This is a genomic window from Bauldia sp. (assembly GCF_020442045.1).
Classification (GTDB): Bacteria; Pseudomonadota; Alphaproteobacteria; order Rhizobiales; family Kaistiaceae; genus Bauldia.
In genome coordinates, this window is record NZ_JAGRLA010000185.1 from 1 (window position 1) to 16,030 (window position 16,030).

At 66.1% G+C, this 16,030-nt stretch carries 15 protein-coding genes; 10 read left to right on the plus strand and 5 right to left on the minus strand.

Annotated elements, in window-relative coordinates; all coding sequences use genetic code 11:
* The first annotated feature begins 308 nt into the window (after window positions 1–308).
* The 3 genes from KDJ86_RS19945 to KDJ86_RS19955 all read left to right on the plus strand — a co-directional run bounded on the left by KDJ86_RS19945 (window position 309) and on the right by KDJ86_RS19955 (window position 1,875).
* Complete coding sequence (locus KDJ86_RS19945; protein WP_291750010.1) at window positions 309–884, plus strand: thermonuclease family protein; 576 nt, start codon at window positions 309–311, stop codon at window positions 882–884.
* Window positions 885–1,076: 192 nt separating this feature from the next.
* Window positions 1,077–1,304: a tautomerase family protein gene (locus KDJ86_RS19950; protein ID WP_291750013.1), complete on the plus strand. Its 228-nt coding sequence runs from the start codon at window positions 1,077–1,079 to the stop codon at window positions 1,302–1,304.
* A gap of 94 nt (window positions 1,305–1,398) precedes the next feature.
* Window positions 1,399–1,875 carry a cupin domain-containing protein gene (locus tag KDJ86_RS19955; RefSeq protein ID WP_291750016.1) on the plus strand — a complete coding sequence of 159 codons (477 nt, stop codon included), beginning with the start codon at window positions 1,399–1,401 and terminating at the stop codon, window positions 1,873–1,875.
* 60 nt (window positions 1,876–1,935) lie between these two features.
* On the opposite strand, the gene KDJ86_RS19960 is transcribed toward KDJ86_RS19955, so the two are convergent.
* Window positions 1,936–3,546, minus strand: coding sequence for a winged helix-turn-helix domain-containing protein (locus KDJ86_RS19960; RefSeq protein ID WP_291750019.1), 1,611 nt, complete (start codon window positions 3,544–3,546; stop codon window positions 1,936–1,938).
* Window positions 3,547–3,755: 209 nt separating this feature from the next.
* Here KDJ86_RS19960 and KDJ86_RS19965 point away from each other — a divergent pair, with 209 nt between their 5' ends.
* From KDJ86_RS19965 to KDJ86_RS19990, 6 genes are all read left to right on the plus strand, one after another.
* Complete coding sequence (locus KDJ86_RS19965; protein ID WP_291750022.1) at window positions 3,756–3,923, plus strand: hypothetical protein; 168 nt, start codon at window positions 3,756–3,758, stop codon at window positions 3,921–3,923.
* A gap of 74 nt (window positions 3,924–3,997) precedes the next feature.
* Window positions 3,998–5,140: a carboxylate-amine ligase gene (locus KDJ86_RS19970; RefSeq protein ID WP_291750024.1), complete on the plus strand. Its 1,143-nt coding sequence runs from the start codon at window positions 3,998–4,000 to the stop codon at window positions 5,138–5,140.
* Between the two features lie 44 nt (window positions 5,141–5,184).
* Window positions 5,185–5,781, plus strand: coding sequence for an NUDIX domain-containing protein (locus tag KDJ86_RS19975; RefSeq protein WP_291750026.1), 597 nt, complete (start codon window positions 5,185–5,187; stop codon window positions 5,779–5,781).
* A gap of 23 nt (window positions 5,782–5,804) precedes the next feature.
* Window positions 5,805–6,452 (plus strand): alpha/beta hydrolase, encoded by a 648-nt coding sequence (locus KDJ86_RS19980; protein WP_291750028.1) that lies wholly within the window; start codon window positions 5,805–5,807, stop codon window positions 6,450–6,452.
* 565 nt (window positions 6,453–7,017) lie between these two features.
* Window positions 7,018–7,812 (plus strand): DUF2865 domain-containing protein, encoded by a 795-nt coding sequence (locus KDJ86_RS19985; protein ID WP_291750048.1) that lies wholly within the window; start codon window positions 7,018–7,020, stop codon window positions 7,810–7,812.
* Window positions 7,813–7,874: 62 nt separating this feature from the next.
* The gene (locus KDJ86_RS19990) at window positions 7,875–8,849 is read left to right on the plus strand and encodes a DUF3298 domain-containing protein (RefSeq protein WP_291750030.1); all 975 of its coding nucleotides are present in this window, start codon (window positions 7,875–7,877) and stop codon (window positions 8,847–8,849) included.
* A gap of 17 nt (window positions 8,850–8,866) precedes the next feature.
* On the opposite strand, the gene preA is transcribed toward KDJ86_RS19990, so the two are convergent.
* From preA to KDJ86_RS20010, 4 genes are all read right to left on the minus strand, one after another.
* Entirely contained in the window at window positions 8,867–10,174 is a 1,308-nt protein-coding gene (gene preA / locus KDJ86_RS19995) for an NAD-dependent dihydropyrimidine dehydrogenase subunit PreA (RefSeq protein ID WP_291750033.1), read from the minus strand.
* 17 nt (window positions 10,175–10,191) lie between these two features.
* Window positions 10,192–11,541, minus strand: a complete 1,350-nt coding sequence (locus KDJ86_RS20000) for an NAD(P)-dependent oxidoreductase (protein WP_291750036.1) — start codon at window positions 11,539–11,541, stop codon at window positions 10,192–10,194.
* Window positions 11,542–11,729: 188 nt separating this feature from the next.
* Window positions 11,730–13,538, minus strand: coding sequence for an autotransporter outer membrane beta-barrel domain-containing protein (locus KDJ86_RS20005; protein ID WP_291750038.1), 1,809 nt, complete (start codon window positions 13,536–13,538; stop codon window positions 11,730–11,732).
* Between the two features lie 142 nt (window positions 13,539–13,680).
* Window positions 13,681–15,108, minus strand: coding sequence for a helix-turn-helix domain-containing protein (locus KDJ86_RS20010; protein WP_291750041.1), 1,428 nt, complete (start codon window positions 15,106–15,108; stop codon window positions 13,681–13,683).
* A 170-nt stretch (window positions 15,109–15,278) separates the two neighbouring features.
* Here KDJ86_RS20010 and aceA point away from each other — a divergent pair.
* Window positions 15,279–16,030, plus strand: a 752-nt coding sequence (aceA, locus tag KDJ86_RS20015; RefSeq protein ID WP_291750044.1) for an isocitrate lyase, incomplete at its 3' end; no start/stop codon positions are given.

A 16,030-nucleotide genomic window follows, 5' to 3' on the forward strand; every position in this document is an offset into this window, starting at 1 on the left:
CATGAGGAATGGCCCGGCCGTTCCGGAGCGTGAAAGCGGAGTGCCAAAAGTCGCCGCGGCGGGCGTCTTCGAAGCGCCCTTTACGGACTACCCGGACGGCGTTGCGAAGACGTCCGCCACCCCCTCGGCCCGCGCCTTCCTGAAATGCGGGCGGAGCGAGCCTCGAGGGAGGCGCCAAACACCGGCCCGGCTTCCGGGCGCGGCAATGATCGCGCCTGCCCGATCGCGCGCCGCCGGCATTGCCAAGCCCCGGCCGGCTGTTCCCGGCACGTGACGCGGCCGTGCGGCGGCTCTATGACCTGTCGGCAATGAGTACGTTTCACTCCTCCCGGCGCGGGTCGGGGCGCGGCAGTCCGCTCCGCGACCGCGCCGCCCTGTTCAGCCACGTGGCGATCTTCCTGCTGCTTGCCGGCGGGGCGGCACTGCTTTTCCTGCAGCAGGACATGCCGGACGGATCGCCGGTGACGGAGGCCGGCAGGGCGATCGTCATGGACGGGGATTCGCTCAAGCTGGGTGACCGGGAGATCCGCCTCCACGGCATCGACGCGCCGGAATATGACCAGGTCTGTCATGACCGGGACGGCGAGCCATGGCGGTGCGGCCGGGCGGCGCGCGACCGGATGAAGGCGATCGTCGCCGGGGCGGTCGTCTCCTGCGCCGGAATCGCGCGCGACAAATACGGGCGGACGCTTGCCGTCTGCTCGGCCGGCGCGGTCGGGGATATCGGCGAAGAGCTGGTGCGCGACGGTTACGCGGTCAGCAGCGGCGGAGGCTACGCCGCTGCGGAGGCGGAGGCGCGTGCCGCCGGCCTCGGCCTCTGGCGCGGCACCTTCGACACGCCGCGCGAATGGCGCGACAGCCACCCGCGCTACCAGTTCTTCTAGGCCGCGATCGCGGGTGAAGCCGGCCGGCCGGCGCCACCCGCCGCGGCGCGCGCCCCCGCAAATCCCCGGCATCTCTCTCGATTCCCCCGGCATCTCCTCAGGTGGCCTTCAAGCTGTGGCGCCCGCCCGCCGGTAGACCTGTCATCACCGGCCGGGAACGCCCCGGCGGACACCGAAAACAGGAGAGAAGACATGCCGCTCGTTACCATCGAAGTCATCAAGGACGTGTTCACCCAGCCGCAGAAGCAGGACCTCATCGAGAAGGTCACCGACGCCATGGTGTCGGTCGAGGGTGAAGCGATGCGCGGGGTCACCTGGGTCCGCGTCCAGGAGATCGGCGAGGGCGACTGGGGCATCGGCGGCAAGACGCTGACCGCCGCCGACATCCACGCGATGGCGTCGAGCCGCGACGCCGCCTGATCCGCATGCCCGCTCGCCGGACATGTCGGCGAGCGGGCATTCGACACGACCGAAAACCGCCGCCGTCCGGCGGCCCGAATCATGGAGACAGATCATGTTCAGGACCAGACGCCTTTCCACTTCCGCCCTTGCCCTCCTCGCCCTCGGCCTTGCCGGGACCGTCGCCGTCGCCGCCGACGCGCCGGCCCCGATGGCGCCCGAAGCCATGGCCTGGGGCGACGCTCCGCCGGTGCTGCCGGCGGGCGCGAAGATCACCGTGCTGTCGGGCAACCCGATGGCGGAAGGGCCCTTCGTCCTCCGCCTCAAGTTCCCTGGCGGCTACGAGGTACCGGCCCATTTCCATTCGGGCGACGAACTGATCACCGTCGTCTCCGGCACCTTCGGCGTCGGCCACGGCGACAAGCTCGACCGCGCCATGGGCACGGTCCTGCCGGCCGGCGGCTTTGTCGAGATGCCGGCGGGCCATCATCACTACGCCTGGGCGGAGACCGACACCGTGGTCCAGATCCACGGCCCCGGCCCCTTCGACATGACCTACATCGACCCGGCCGACGACCCGCTCACGCAGTAGGGATCGCCATTCAGGCAAACCCGGCCGGTCCCGGCGGCCATGTCGCCGCGACCGGCCGGGCTATTCGTCGAGGCCGGCCTTGCGGAGCCCTTCCATCAGGTGCTCGAAATCGGCCGGCGCCGCGTTCCACTTGTTCAGATCGCCGCGGGCGGAGAAGTCGGGCTTGATGTCGTAGGCGCGCGCCAGCGAGGCGGCCGCCTCCTTGGTGAGGCCCATCTGGCCGTATGCGGCCGCCTTGAGCATGTGGATCCAGTGGAATTCGGGATAACCGGCGCGCTCCATGTCGGCGATGGTCTCGGCATAGTCGCCCCGGTCGTAATGGTAACGGGCGAAGCTGAAATGGTACCAGCCGGGGTGCAGCGGATTGAGCTGCTGGGCCTGCCGCGACAGGTCGTGGCCGCGCTGGAAATCTCCCATGAAGGCATAGAAGTGACCGATATCGGCGAGGATCTCGGGATCGTTGGGGTTGAGGTCGAGTGCGATCTTTGCCTCGGCCCGGAACTTGTCGTTCTCGCGCCGGAAGAAATGGACGATCGCCAGCCAGCAATGGGCATAGGCGTTTTGCGGATCGAGCTGTACGGCCTTCTGGGCCATGGCGAGCGCCCGCCCGATCGAATCGGCGCGCGGGTTGCTGTCGAAGCGGTATTCGGCGAGGTAGACGTTGGCCAGCAGCGCATGGGCATCGGCCGAGGTCGGATCGAGCGCCACCGCCTTTTCCAGCAGGTCGCGCGCCTCGGCGTGCAGCTCCGGCGTCAGCATGGCCGTGTAGCGGCGGGCGCGGAGCATGCACTCATAGGCGTCGAGCTCTGCCGGGTTCTTGGTCATCGCCCGCTGCAGGGCGACGTCCTGGAGCGTGACGCCGAGCTTCGAGGCGATCGTCCGGGTGAGGTCGTCCTGGAGCTCGAAGATGTCGCCGAGGTCCCGGTCGTAGCGTTCGGCCCAAAGGTGCAGGCCGCTCGCGGCGTCGATGAGCTGGACCGATATCCTCACCCTTCCCGCGGCGCGGCGGACGCTGCCCTGGACCAGGAAGTCGACGCCGAGCTCCGTGGCGAGTTCGATCGGGATGACGCGACGGTCCTTGAGCTGGAAGGTCGTCGAGCGGGCGATCACCAGGAGGTCGCGAAACCGCGCCAGGTTGGTGATGATGTCCTCGGTCAGGCCGTCGGCGAAATACTCGTCGCCCTCGGCGCTGAGATTTTCGAAAGGCAGGACCGCGAGCCGTGGTTTGCGGCCGTGGCCGGCCGCCGGCGATGGCGCGCCGTTGACCGTCTCCCTCGCCGGCGCTTCGCGGTCCCCGGCGTCGGCCGGTCCGGCCGCCGGGGCTTGGGGCAGAGGCGCCCCGCTCATCGCTTCGCCCCGGCCATGGCTGGAGACCGGGGCGACGAACTGGAAGCCGCGCGCCCGGACGGTGCGGATATAGCGCTGGTCGTCGCCGCTGTCGTCGAGCGCCTTCCGTGCCGATTTCACGCAACTCGCCACCGTCGCGTCCGAGACGATGCGGCCTTTCCAGACGCCGTCGATCACCTCGTCGCGGCTGAGCACGCGTCCGGCGTTGCGGGAGAGAAAGGCGATGAGGTCGAAAACCAGGGGTTCGACCGGCCGGACCGTCCCATTCCTCCGCAGCTCGTATTTCTCCGTGTCGACCTCGAAATCATCGAAACGGTAGAGCATGCGGGGGGCTCCTCGCGCCTTGGGGCCGCGAATCCTAGTGCAATCGCCGGTCCCGATCCAGCAACCATGTCTCCTGCCGGGACCCGGCAATCCCCCTCAAATCTCCAGACGATCGCAACGCCGCCTTCAAGCGGTGCCGGCCGGTCCGAGCGATGGTGGTGCATCGGCGGGCTCATACCGATGCCCCGCATAACCGACAGGAGACCGAAATGAGCACCATCATCCCGATCGACATGCAATCGGTCAGCGCCACCTTCCGCACGACGCGCAAGCCCGACTCGGCCACCGTTCCGCAGACCGACGCGATGCGGCGCCTGCCCTTCAGCGATGCCGCCTGGCCCGTCTGGCGGTCCGCGATGTCGCGCTCCGGGCGCTGACCAGGAATCGCCACAGGCCGAATGGCCGTTGATTCGCATTGGCGCGGCGGGTGTTTTCTGACACCCTCCCGCCAATGACGACATCCGAGCCCTCATTCACCATCGGCATCGAGGAGGAATACCTCCTTGTCGACCGGGAAACCCGCGACCTTGCCGCCGACCCGCCGGCGGCGCTTGCCGCCGATCTCGAAGCCGCGCTGGGCTCCCAGGTAACGTCGGAATTCCTCCGCTGCCAGGTCGAGATCGGCACCTCCGTTTGCGGCTCGCTGGCCGATGCTCGGACCGAGCTGGCGCGGCTGCGCTCCACCGCGGCGGCATGCGCGGAGCGCCACGGGCTCGGCCTGATCGCCGCCTCGACCCATCCCTTCGCCGAGTGGAGTGCCCAGCGCAACACCGACAAGGAGCGCTACAACACCCTCGCCAGGGATTTGCAGGTGGTGGCGCGGCGACTCCTGATCAGTGGCATGCATGTCCATGTCTGTATCGAGGACGAGCCGCTCCGGTTCGATCTGTTCAACCAGCTTCCTTACTTCCTGCCGCATCTCCTGGCCCTGTCCACGTCCTCGCCGTTCTGGCGCGGCGCCAATACCGGCCTTCACTCCTATCGCCTGGCGGTCTGGAACGAGGTGCCGCGCACCGGCTTGCCGCCGAGCTTCGCCAGTCCCGACGAGTTCCACCGCACGGTCGAGACGCTGATCGCCGCCGGTGAAATCGAGGACGCGACCAAGATCTGGTGGGACTTGAGGCCCTCCGCCCGCTTTCCCACCCTGGAAATGCGAATCACCGACGTCTGCACCCGGCTGGACGACACGATCGCGATCGCCGCGCTCTATCGCTGTATGGCGCGGATGCTTTACCGGCTGCGGCGCAACAATCAGCGTTGGCGAAGCTATTCGACCTTCCTGGTCAACGAGAACCGTTGGCTGGCCCAGCGTTTCGGGACGACCCGCTCCCTGATCGATTTCGGCAAGGGCGAGGCGGTGCCGGTCGCCGATCTTGTTGCCGAAATGGTCGACCTCCTTCGCGAAGACGCGGAATATTTCGGCTGTGTCGCGGAGGTGGAGCACGCCCTGACGATCGCGGCGGAGGGAACATCCGCCGACCGTCAGATGCGCTCATATGATCGGGCCATCGCCCTCGGTGCCTCGGCGCAGGAGGCGTTGAAGGGGGTTGTCGACCATCTCGTTGAAGAAACCCTCGCGGGCTGCGACATGTGACGATCATGCTCGCGCGATAAACCAGGCCGGGATAGCCACTAACGATGAGCGAAGAAACCAGCGACGGCCCGCCCGTTCGTGTTCTCAACTCCGAGCTGCTCGCCGACGACTGGGCGACGCTGACGAAATACGACATCGACTACCGGCGCCGAGACGGGTCGCACGAGACGCTGGTGCGCCAGGTCTACGACCGCGGCCACGGCGCCGCGATCCTGCCCTACGACCCGGACCGCGACACGGTCCTTCTCGTTCGCCAGTTTCGCATGCCGGTCTATCTCGACGACCGTCGCGGCTGGCTGATCGAGGCCTGCGCCGGTCTCCTCGACGAGCTCGACCCAGAGGCGGCGATCAGGAACGAGGCGATCGAGGAACTCGGCTACGATCTGGGCGAGGTGACCCGTGTCTTCGATGCCTTTATGAGTCCCGGCAGCGTCAGCGAACGGTTGTCGCTCTTCGTCGCCCGTTATTCCCGTGCCCAGCGGGTCTCGGCGGGCGGTGGCGCTGAGCACGAGGGCGAGGATATCGAGGTGCTGGAGCCTGGCCTGGACGAAGCGCTCGCGATGGTCGCGACAGGTGCGATACGGGACGCCAAGACCATCATACTCCTGCAGTACCTGAAGCTGCACGGACTGCCGGCCTGAGACGGCGGCGGTAGGAGGGGCCGATGACGAAGGATGCCAGTCCACACAAGGGGCAACCCGTCTTTCAGGCCGGGGCCGATCTCGATGCTGCGAGCGGCGCGGTGGTCATGATGCACGGACGGGGCGCGGACGCCGCCGACATTCTCGGTCTTGCCGAACGCTTCGATCGCCCGGGGCTTGCCTATCTCGCGCCCGAGGCGGCAGGTCATACCTGGTATCCGCTGTCCTTCCTGGCGCCGACCGCTCGGAACCAGCCCTACCTCGCCTCGGCCCTCGATGCCATCGCCGATATCATCGGTTACCTGATCACCCGGGATATCCTGCCGGAGCGGACGGCGCTCGTCGGTTTCTCGCAAGGCGCCTGCCTTGCCCTGGAATTCGCCGCCCGCCATCCCGATCGCTACGGCGCGGTGGCGGCATTCACCGGCGGACTGATCGGCGACACGGTCGATCCCTCGGACTATTCGGGTTCGCTGGAGGGCACGCCGGTCTTCATCGGCTCCAGCGATGTCGATCCGCATGTCCCGCTGTCCAGGGTCAGGGAGTCGGCCGCGATCATGGCGAAGCTCGGCGGGGAGGTGACCGAGAAGGTCTATCCCGGCATGGCGCACACCATCAACGAGGACGAAATCGGGCATGTCCGGGCACTTCTCGACAGGATTGCCGCCTGAGCCCGCAACTGCGTTGTGACGGATGTCACACCAAGGCCCGATTACATCGGGTATCGTCTCCCGTTAAAGGTGCGGCACGGGCGCAACAGGTCGCGACAATGTCACGCTCCGATGGTGTATGGTGTTTGAATCTGCTTGTGAAATGCCGGACAAGGCGAACCGCGGCGTGCTACCGGGTAACCGGGACCAAACCTGTCTCCGGTACGACAGCGATGGCGTCGCCGCATTGCGAGAGTGTATGGACGAGCGAGAGTCGCGGACGATGACGGCGCGGATTCCGGGTATGTTCAGATCCAGGGCGGTTCTCTGCGTGCTGGTCGCCGGGGCAACGCTGGCGACAGCGGAGTCCGCCTCGGCCGCGTCGAGTTACTGTGCCCGGCTTCAGTCCGAATATCTTTCCGCGGTCCGGGCCGGCGGGCAAACCGTCACGGTGACCCGGAAGGGGGATACCAGCCGAATCCGGCGACAGCTCGCGGCCGCCGAGTCGGAAGCCAAGAGCAAGAATTGTCGGGGGCTTGGCCTTTTTCGCAAGCCGCATCGGACATGCCCGGCGGTGTTGAGCAAGGTGAACCGCCTGCGGCAACAGCTCAACCAGGCGGGCGGCCGCACGGTGACGGTACGTCGCAACACGTCCGATCGCGACCGCATCTATTCGCAGCTTCGCCGCAACGGCTGCCGTGTCCCGTCGCTCGGCGATACGGCCAGCAGCGGATACCAGACGCTGTGCGTGCGGACCTGCGACGGCTACTATTTCCCGATCAGCTTCCGGTCGAGCCGCTCCCGCTTCAAGACCGACGAAATCGTCTGCAAGGCGATGTATGGCGGCGCCGACGCGGAGCTCTTCTACCATTCCAATGGCCGGAGCGCGGAAGAGGCTGTCTCGTATCGCGGCAACCAGCGGCTCGAGTCGGAGCCCTATGCCTTTTCCTATCGCAAGACGTTCAACGAGGCCTGCCAGGCCGAATTGAAGCGCGGTCTTGCCAATCTCGGCGCTGCCTTTGTCGATCGCGTCGCCGCGGCGAAGAAGACCACACCCACGGCCCAGGGCACGCCCGCGCCGATCCTCCTGCCGCGGCCGGTGGCAAGGATCAACCTATCGGTCGATCCGGAGACGCGCGCAAATCTTGCCGGCGGCTTCACGGTCGGGCCCGTGACGCCAGGCGATTCCGAGGAGGTCCTGGTCGCTGCGTCGACGATCAGACGGCTCGGTCCAGACTACTATTACATGGCGCCGCCCAAGATCGAAGCGCTGTACAAGCCGCCGGATCTGGGGCCCGAGTTCAGCCTGATCAGCTCCGCGCACGCCTCGGAGCCGCCGCCCGAGGTCGATGGACCCGCCGGCCGGACGACGGTGCAATAGCCTGATCGCCGGGTGACCGGCGAAGCCAATGGTGGACGGACTTGAAGAAGGGGCCTGAACCAATGCCGGCTTTTTCGATCGGTTCCCGCAAGGCTCTGGCAGCCGCCACCGTCGGGTTCCTCGCGATGGCCGGCGGTGCGCTGGGGGCGGGGCCGGTTTCGGTCGAGGCGGTGTCGATCCAGCGGTCAACCGACGACTACAGCATCGACGTCCAGTATGCCCGCACCGGCATCGCTTCCGTCGACGAGCCGATGGCGACCTGGGCCAGGCAACTTGTCGACGAATTCATCGAACAGGCCGACGACGATTTCGCGTCCTTCGGCGACGACGGGGACAGGCCGCCCTGGACCTATTCGCTCGACCTCGATTTCGAGGTGGAACGGAATGACGGAGAGGTCCTCGCGATCGATTTCGACGAGGGCATCTTCACCGGCGGGGCGCATCCCAACCACGGTATCCAGACCTACAATTTCCTGATGCCCGACGGTTGGCAGGTGTACCTGCCCGAGATTTTCAAGACAGCCGCCCTCAAGCGGATCAGCGAATTGACGATCGCCGATCTGAAGCGCCAATGGGGCGGCGACTCGATGAGCGACGACGACTGGCTGGCGGGTGGCGCCGGTCCGCAATGGGACAATTTCAGCGCCTTCCTGCTGCTCGCGGACGAATTGGTGATCCGCTTTCCGCCCTATCAGGTCGCCGCCTATGCCGCCGGACCCCAGTCGGTCACGATTCCGCTCTCCGAGCTCCAGGGGCTGATGCGCAAGGACTGGCGGACGCCGGTTCCGTCCTTCGATTGCGCCAAGGCCGGCACGGCGACCGAAAAGGCGATCTGCTCGGACGTCACGCTCGCCCGGCTCGACCGCAAGGTCGCGGCCGCCTACCAATGGAAGCTTCGCTATGCCGACGAGGCGGAGGCCAAGGCGGTTCGCGCGGACCAGCGCGCCTGGCTGGAGTTCCGCGATACCTGCGGCAGCAGCATGCTTTGCCTCACCGCCTCCTATGACGACCGCCTGAAAGTGCTGTCCGGCGGATAGGTGTCGGCCGCCGCGGCCTACTGCGCCGGCTCGGCGACCTTCGCCATCGGGTTGTTGGGATGCTCGGTCCAGTTCCTGTAGCCGGTCGCCGGCGCGCCGCCATGCGGGTCGACGCCGGTGGTGATCCGCTCCATCGTGATGCAGCCCTCGACCGGGCAGACATTGACGCAGAGATTGCAGCCGACGCATTCGGTATCGACGACCTCGAAATGGCGGCGGCCATCCTTCACCGCGGTGATCGCCTGATGCGAGGTGTCCTCGCAGACGATGTGGCAGCGACCGCATTCGATGCACAGGTCCTGATCGATCCGCGCCTTGGTGACGTAGTTGAGGTTGAGATACTGCCAGTCCGAGACGTTGGGCACGGCGCGGCCGATCAGGTCCGACAGGTTCATGCCCTTCTCGTCGAGGTAACGGGACAGGCCGGACTTCATCTCGTCGACGATCTTGAAGCCATAGGTCATCGCCGCCGTGCAGACCTGGACGTTGCCGGCGCCGAGCGCCATGAATTCGGCAGCATCCCGCCAGGTGGTGACGCCGCCGATGCCGGAGATCGGCAGGCCCGCGCATTCCTTGTCGCGGGCAATCTCGGACACCATGGACAGCGCGATCGGCTTGACGGCGGGGCCGCAATAGCCGCCGTGGCTTCCCTTGCCGTCGATCGTCGGCTCGGGCGCGAAGGCGTCGAGATCGACGCTGGTGATCGAGTTGATCGTGTTGATCAGCGAGACGGCGTCGGCGCCGCCCTTGAAGGCCGCCCGCGCCGGGTAGCGGATGTCGGTGATGTTCGGCGTCAGCTTGACGATCACCGGCATGCGGGTCGACGCCTTGCACCAGCGCGCGACCACCTCGATATATTCCGGAACCTGGCCGACCGCCGAGCCCATGCCGCGCTCGCTCATTCCGTGCGGACAGCCGAAGTTGAGCTCGACGCCATCGCAATCGGTCTCCTCGACGGCCTTGAGGATCGCCTTCCAGTTCGGCTCCTCGCAGGGCACCATCAGCGAGACGACCAGCGCCCGGTCCGGCCAGTCGCGCTTGACCCGCTTGATCTCCTCGAGATTGACCTGCAATTCGCGGTCGGTGATCAGCTCGATATTGTTGAGGCCGATCAGCCGGCGGTCGCCGGAATGGATGGCGCCGTAGCGCGGGCCGGAGACATTGACGATCGGCGGATCCTCGCCGAGCGTCTTCCACACGACGCCGCCCCAGCCGGCCTTGAAGGCGCGGACGACATTGACTTCCTTGTCGGTCGGCGGGGCCGAAGCCAGCCAGAACGGATTCGGCGACTTGATGCCGATGAAGTCGGATCGAAGGTCAGCCATCGGTCAGTCTCCCTGGCTCAGACGCCGAGCGCGCGATTGATCGATTCGGCGGCGAGCTTGCCGTCCTCGACCGCGACGACAGTGAGGTCCTCGCCGCCGGCCACACAGTCGCCGCCCGCCCAGACGCCGGGCATCGTTGTCCGCCTCTCGGCATCGACCTTGATCCGCCCGGCCTCGAGCCCGATCGACTGGGCCGAGCCGTTGAGCGCCTCGGGCACGAAGGTCTGGCCGATCGCCTTGAACACCATGTCGGCCCCGAGGGTGAAGGTCTCGCCGGTGCCGGTCAGGCGGCCATCCTGCTCGGCGGTCGTCTCGAAGGTGATCCCGGCGACATGCCCGCTCTCGACGACCAGTCGGCTGGGTTTCGCGTTGAAGCGGATCAGCACGCCATCGGTCTGGGCGAGCTCGCGCTCGTATTCGCTGGCGCCCATCCTTTCCGGACCGCGCCGGTAGACCAGCGTCACCTCCGCGGCGCCGAGCCGCTTCGACTGCGAGGCGATGTCGATCGCGGTCATGCCGCCGCCGACCACGACGACGCGCCGTCCGACCGGCAACGTCGACAGGTCATCGGCCTGGCGAAGTTCGGCGATATAGGCGACGGCGTCGCCGACGCCGGAGACCTTCTCCTCGTCGATGCCGAGCGCGTTGACGCCTGCCAGCCCCATGCCGAGGAAGATCGCGTCGAAATCCTGGCGCAGCTCGTCGAGCGCGAAGTCGCGGCCGAGCGCCTTGCCGGCCTCGACGCTGATGCCGCCGATCGACAGGATATAGTCGACCTCGGACTGGGCGAAGCCGCCTGGCGCCTTATAGGCGGCGATGCCGTATTCGTTGAGGCCGCCGGCTTTCGGCTTGGCGTCGAAGATGACGACGTCGTGGCCGTGCATGGCAAGCCGATGGGCGCAGGAGAGCCCGGCCGGGCCGCCGCCGACCACCGCGATCCGCTTGCCGGTCGGCGCGGCGCGGCTGAAGGGCTGCTTGCCCTCGGCCATCAGCGCGTCGGTCGCGTAGCGCTGCAATTCGCCGATGCGGACCGGCTTGCCCTCGGCTTTCTCGCGGACGCAGGCCTCCTCGCAGAGCGTCTCCGTCGGGCAGACGCGGGCGCACATGCCGCCGAGGATATTGGCGGAAAGGATGGTCTCCGCGGCGCCCTTCGGATTCTCGGTCAGGATCTCGCGGAGGAAGAGCGGAATGTCGATGCCGGTCGGGCAGGCCTGGATGCAGGGCGCATCGAAGCAGAAGTAGCAGCGATCGGCCTCGACCAGCGCCTGGTGTCGGTCGAGCGGTGGATGGAGGTCGGAGAAGTTGGCGAGGTATTGCTCGGCCGTCAGCCGGCCGGAGGCGATATCGGGCGCGCTTTCGTCGACCATGAACAATCCCGCCTAGCCAGTTTGGAACAACTCTTGATCATTTGGACAAATTTCTGGGAAGCCGTCAAGCAGGACCCGCCCGCTGAAGCTGGTCGGGGGAAACACCGTGGATGTGTCGACAGCGGATGCGACAGGTGGCCCAGGCGGGATTGGCGGTCGCCGGCAGCGATGCTTTCCCGCTCGCCCCGTCAAACCAAGAGATCAAATCCGTCGATCATCCCGAAGTCATGGTTGTCGAGGTGGAGTCCCTTGTCCAGCTTGGCGAACAGCACCTGGTGGTGGCCGCCCTTGCCGTCATCGTCGGCGTAGAGCTTGCCGTGCTTCTGGTCGTAGATGACGCGGACCTTCTTGTCGTCGGCCTTCCTGCCAATCTCGAACTCCTTGTTCGACAGCTTCCTGCCGATCCCGGTGAAGACGTCGCGCTCGAGCAGGAGTTTTTCCTTGTTCGGCTTGAAATCCATCACCTTGTCGACGTTGCCACCGCCGAGTTCCGAGTCGAAGCCGAACTTGTCCTTGCCGCCACCGCCCCAGAGCTTGTTCTTGCCGGGGCCGCCAAACAACACGTCCTTGCCGCCCTTGCCGTGGAGGAGATCGTCGTAGAACCCTGCCTGGACCACGTTCGCCTTGCCGTCGCCGCGAAAGTCGAGCGTACCGACGTGGAACGGTTCGCCCTTGGAGTCGCTGACCACCTGGTTGCGGAAGACCTCGAAACCCGAAAACGTGCCGTTGGCGAAGACCCCGGTGTTGTTGGCCTGATTGCCGAGGTCAAGGACGTTGACGCCCACCGACTGGCGGAAGGTCAGGATGTCGCTGCCGTCGCCGCCATCCGCTTGGACCGGTCCGCCGGTGAAGGCGCTTGCCAGCGTCAGGGAATCATCCCCGCCATTCAGGGCGATGTCCATCGTTCCGGACTGGACTGAAAGGCTCTCGCCGACGCTTGTGCCGACGAACCTGAACGTTGTGCCAAGCGTGGAGAAATCGGTCCCGACTTCGAAAACCTCGAAACTCGTGAACGTGCCTCCCGCGAATATCCCGGCATTGTTCGCCTGGTTCGTCAGGTCGAGGACGTTAGTCCCCAACGAGTAGTTGAAAAAGAGCTTGTCGGTGCCGGCCCCGCCATCCGCCTTGACGCCGCTGGAGAACGGCGTGAGCTTGACCGTGTCGTCTCCGCCCAGCGCTGCGATCTGGTCGGCGCCGGAGTCGAACCGGCCGTCGCCGATGATGTTGGCGCTGTTGTTGCCGGTGATCGTGTCGGCGAGGTTGGTACCGATGACGTTCTCGACGCTGGTCAGGCTGAGCGCGCCGCCATAGGGGTTCTGCCCGACGCCTGTGGTCAGGTTCACGACCAGTCCGCTGTGGGCGTTCTGGTAGACCGAGCCAATCTCCTCCTGGAAGCTCAGCGTGTCCGAGCCGGGGCCGCCATTGTAGGTCAGGTTGCCGGGATCGAACTTGACGATGACGTCGTCGCCATCGCCCATGTTCGCCGTGTCGTTTCCGGTGCCGACAACGATTCCATTGTCCTTGCTGGAGCCGGTTACGACGCTGTTGCCGTCCATCAGCGAGGTGAAAAGGCCGTAGCGGGCAGAGGAATCGTCACCGGTGGTGACCGCGAAGAAATTGGCGGCGTCGACGGCGCCGAAGCCGCTGATCGTGGCGATCGTGTCACCGAATGGATCGACGAACTCGAAAGAGGTTATCGTGCCGCCGGTGACGACCAGCTTGCCGCCCTGGTTGGCGTAGGTGATGCCGGTGCCGTGCGTGCGGATGCCGAAGCCGTTGTCCGCGACCGCTGCAAATGGCGAGATGAGCGACGAACTACCCGGATCGTCGTAGGTGTGAAGCCACCCCGCCGCTGCGCCACTGAGGATGATTGTTCCAAGTTGGATCCTCAGGACGGATGAATCGGCGTAGTTCTCGGATATCGTGCCGTCATCGTCGAAATAGTCGGAGAGTATCTCAAAAGGCACGATTCCGTTCGAGAATACGCCGAGCGACATGTCAAACCATCCGTTTAGGTCCCGCCGGGCGGGGAGGGTTATGGTCTGTCGGTTCACACGCTCCGCGCGAAGGCATCGGCGGGTCGCAATGCTGATAATGTCAGCGTTGTCGCCGTCATGTAAAGCTTGTGGGGGCTATCGCTCATGCGTTCACATAGGTCGAGGGGCCGCGGACATTCTCGTCGATATGGAGCTTCTGGAAGAGCGACGGCATGGCCCGCTCGGCGCAGTCGGTGCGCGGGCAGGTGCGGCAGGAGACGCCGATCGGCGTCGCGATCTGCGGATCGGCGAGGTTGAGGCCGTCGGCATAGACGATCTCGCCGGCGTGGCGCACGTCGCAACCGAGGCCGATCGCCCGCTGGCCGACCCGGTGGGGCAACCCGCTGGTCGGTGAGAGGGTGGTGGAGCGGCCGGTCGTCTGGGCGACGCAGAAGAAGCTGCCGCCATCCGGCATGCGGGATATCTGGACGCGGAGCATCCCGGGAGTCGAGAAGGCGTCATAGACGTTCCAGCGCGGGCAGGCGGCGCCGAAGCGCGCGATATGGATGCCGGAGGCTGAGAAGCGCTTCGAGATGTTGCCGGCGATATCGACCCGGATGAAGTGGAAGGGCACGCCCTCGTCGCCGGGGCGTCTCAGCGTCGTCAGCCGGTGGCAGACCTGCTCGAAGGAGACGCCGAACCGGCTCTTGAGGATGTCGATGTCGTAGCGGGTCGCCCGCGCCGCCTCGGAGAACATCCGGTAAGGCATCATCACCGCCGCGGCGAAATAGTTGGCGAGCGCGGTGCGGAGCAGCGCTTCGGCGTCGGTCGAGGAGAAGTCCGCCGTCCCGGTGATGCGGTCGAGGATCTCGTGGTGGCCGAGGTAGGCGACCTGGTGGGCGATCTGGAAGACCCGGCTCGGCACCGGCAGCATCTCCGATATCTGCAGCCGCCGGGCGAGCTGGTCGTAGCGGCGGGACCGTCCCTTCATCGCGTCGGAAGCGCGGATCTCGACCTCGGTCGCGTAGCGTTCCCTGAGAACCGCCGTCAGCCCCTGCTGGAGCGAATGGACGGCGAGGTCCTTTTCGCGCCACAGCTTCTCCGCCGCTTCCTCGAGATCGGGGAAATAGTTGAGGCGCTTCTGGATGAATTCGGTGACCTCCTCCGACGGGATGGAGGCGGGCGACGCCTCGCTCGCGTCCAGTCCCGCGCTGGTCGTCGCGTCGGCCGGGAGGTGGCGGCGATAGGCCTCGTAGAGGTCGATGACCGCCCGCCCGACCGCCGGCAGCAGCGAGACGAGCTCCTGGACGTCGGTGGTCTTGACCTCGGCGCCTTCGAAGATCGGGTCCGAGAAGGCCTCCATCAGCTCCAGCGAGAGACGCTGGTCGGTATCGGCGGCGAAGTCCTGGAGATCGACCTGGAACCGCTCGACGAGCTTGAGCAGGACCCGCACCGTCACCGGCCGCTGGTTGCTCTCCAGAAGGGTAAGATAGCTGGCGCTGATGCCCAGCTCGCGCGCCATCTGCGCCTGTGTGAGATGGCGCTCCTGGCGCAGCCGCCGAAGCTTGCCGCCGATCCGCATTGCCTTCATCGGACTCTCCTGGGTCGTCCACGGGGTTCGTTACAAAAGCCACAAAGTCACAAACCAGTCTTGTAACAAGATTTACAATATTCCATATTTCTACGCTATTTCATATAGTTATTGACCTGCACACCTTGTCAAATATAGCTGTAACTCCTGTCAATACAAGGGAGATGACGATGAGTACCCCACCTGATCGCTTCAAGGGCATCCGCCGCGACTACTCGCCCGAGGACGTCAACCGGCTGCGCGGCTCGGTCCATATCGAGCACAGCCTGGCCCGTCTCGGCGCCGAGCGGCTGTGGCAATTGCTGCGGACCCGGCCTTTCGTGCGCACCCTCGGGGCGCTGACCGGCAACCAGGCCATGCAGCAGGTCAAGGCCGGCCTCGAGGCCATCTATCTGTCCGGCTGGCAGGTCGCCGCCGACGCCAACAATGCCGGCGAGATGTATCCCGACCAGTCGCTCTACCCGGCGTCGTCGGTCCCCGATGTCGTCCGGCGCATCAACAAGACCCTGCTCCGCGCCGATCAGATCGCCCGGCTCGAAGGGAACGACACGACCTACTGGATGGCGCCGATCGTCGCCGACGCCGAAGCCGGTTTTGGTGGGCCTCTCAACGCCTTCGAGCTGATGAAGGCGATGATCGAGGCCGGCGCCGCCGGCGTCCATTTCGAGGACCAGCTCGCTTCCGAGAAGAAGTGCGGCCACCTCGGCGGCAAGGTGCTGGTGCCGACCCAGACCTTCGTCCGCACCCTCAACGCGGCGCGGCTCGCCGCCGATGTCAGCGGCGTCAACACCATCCTCATGGCACGCACCGACGCCCATTCGGCGACCCTGATCACCAGCGATATCGACGAGCGCGACGCCGAGTGGATTTCCGGCGAGCGCACGTCCGAGGGCTTCTTCAAGCTGAAGCAGGGCAAGACCCA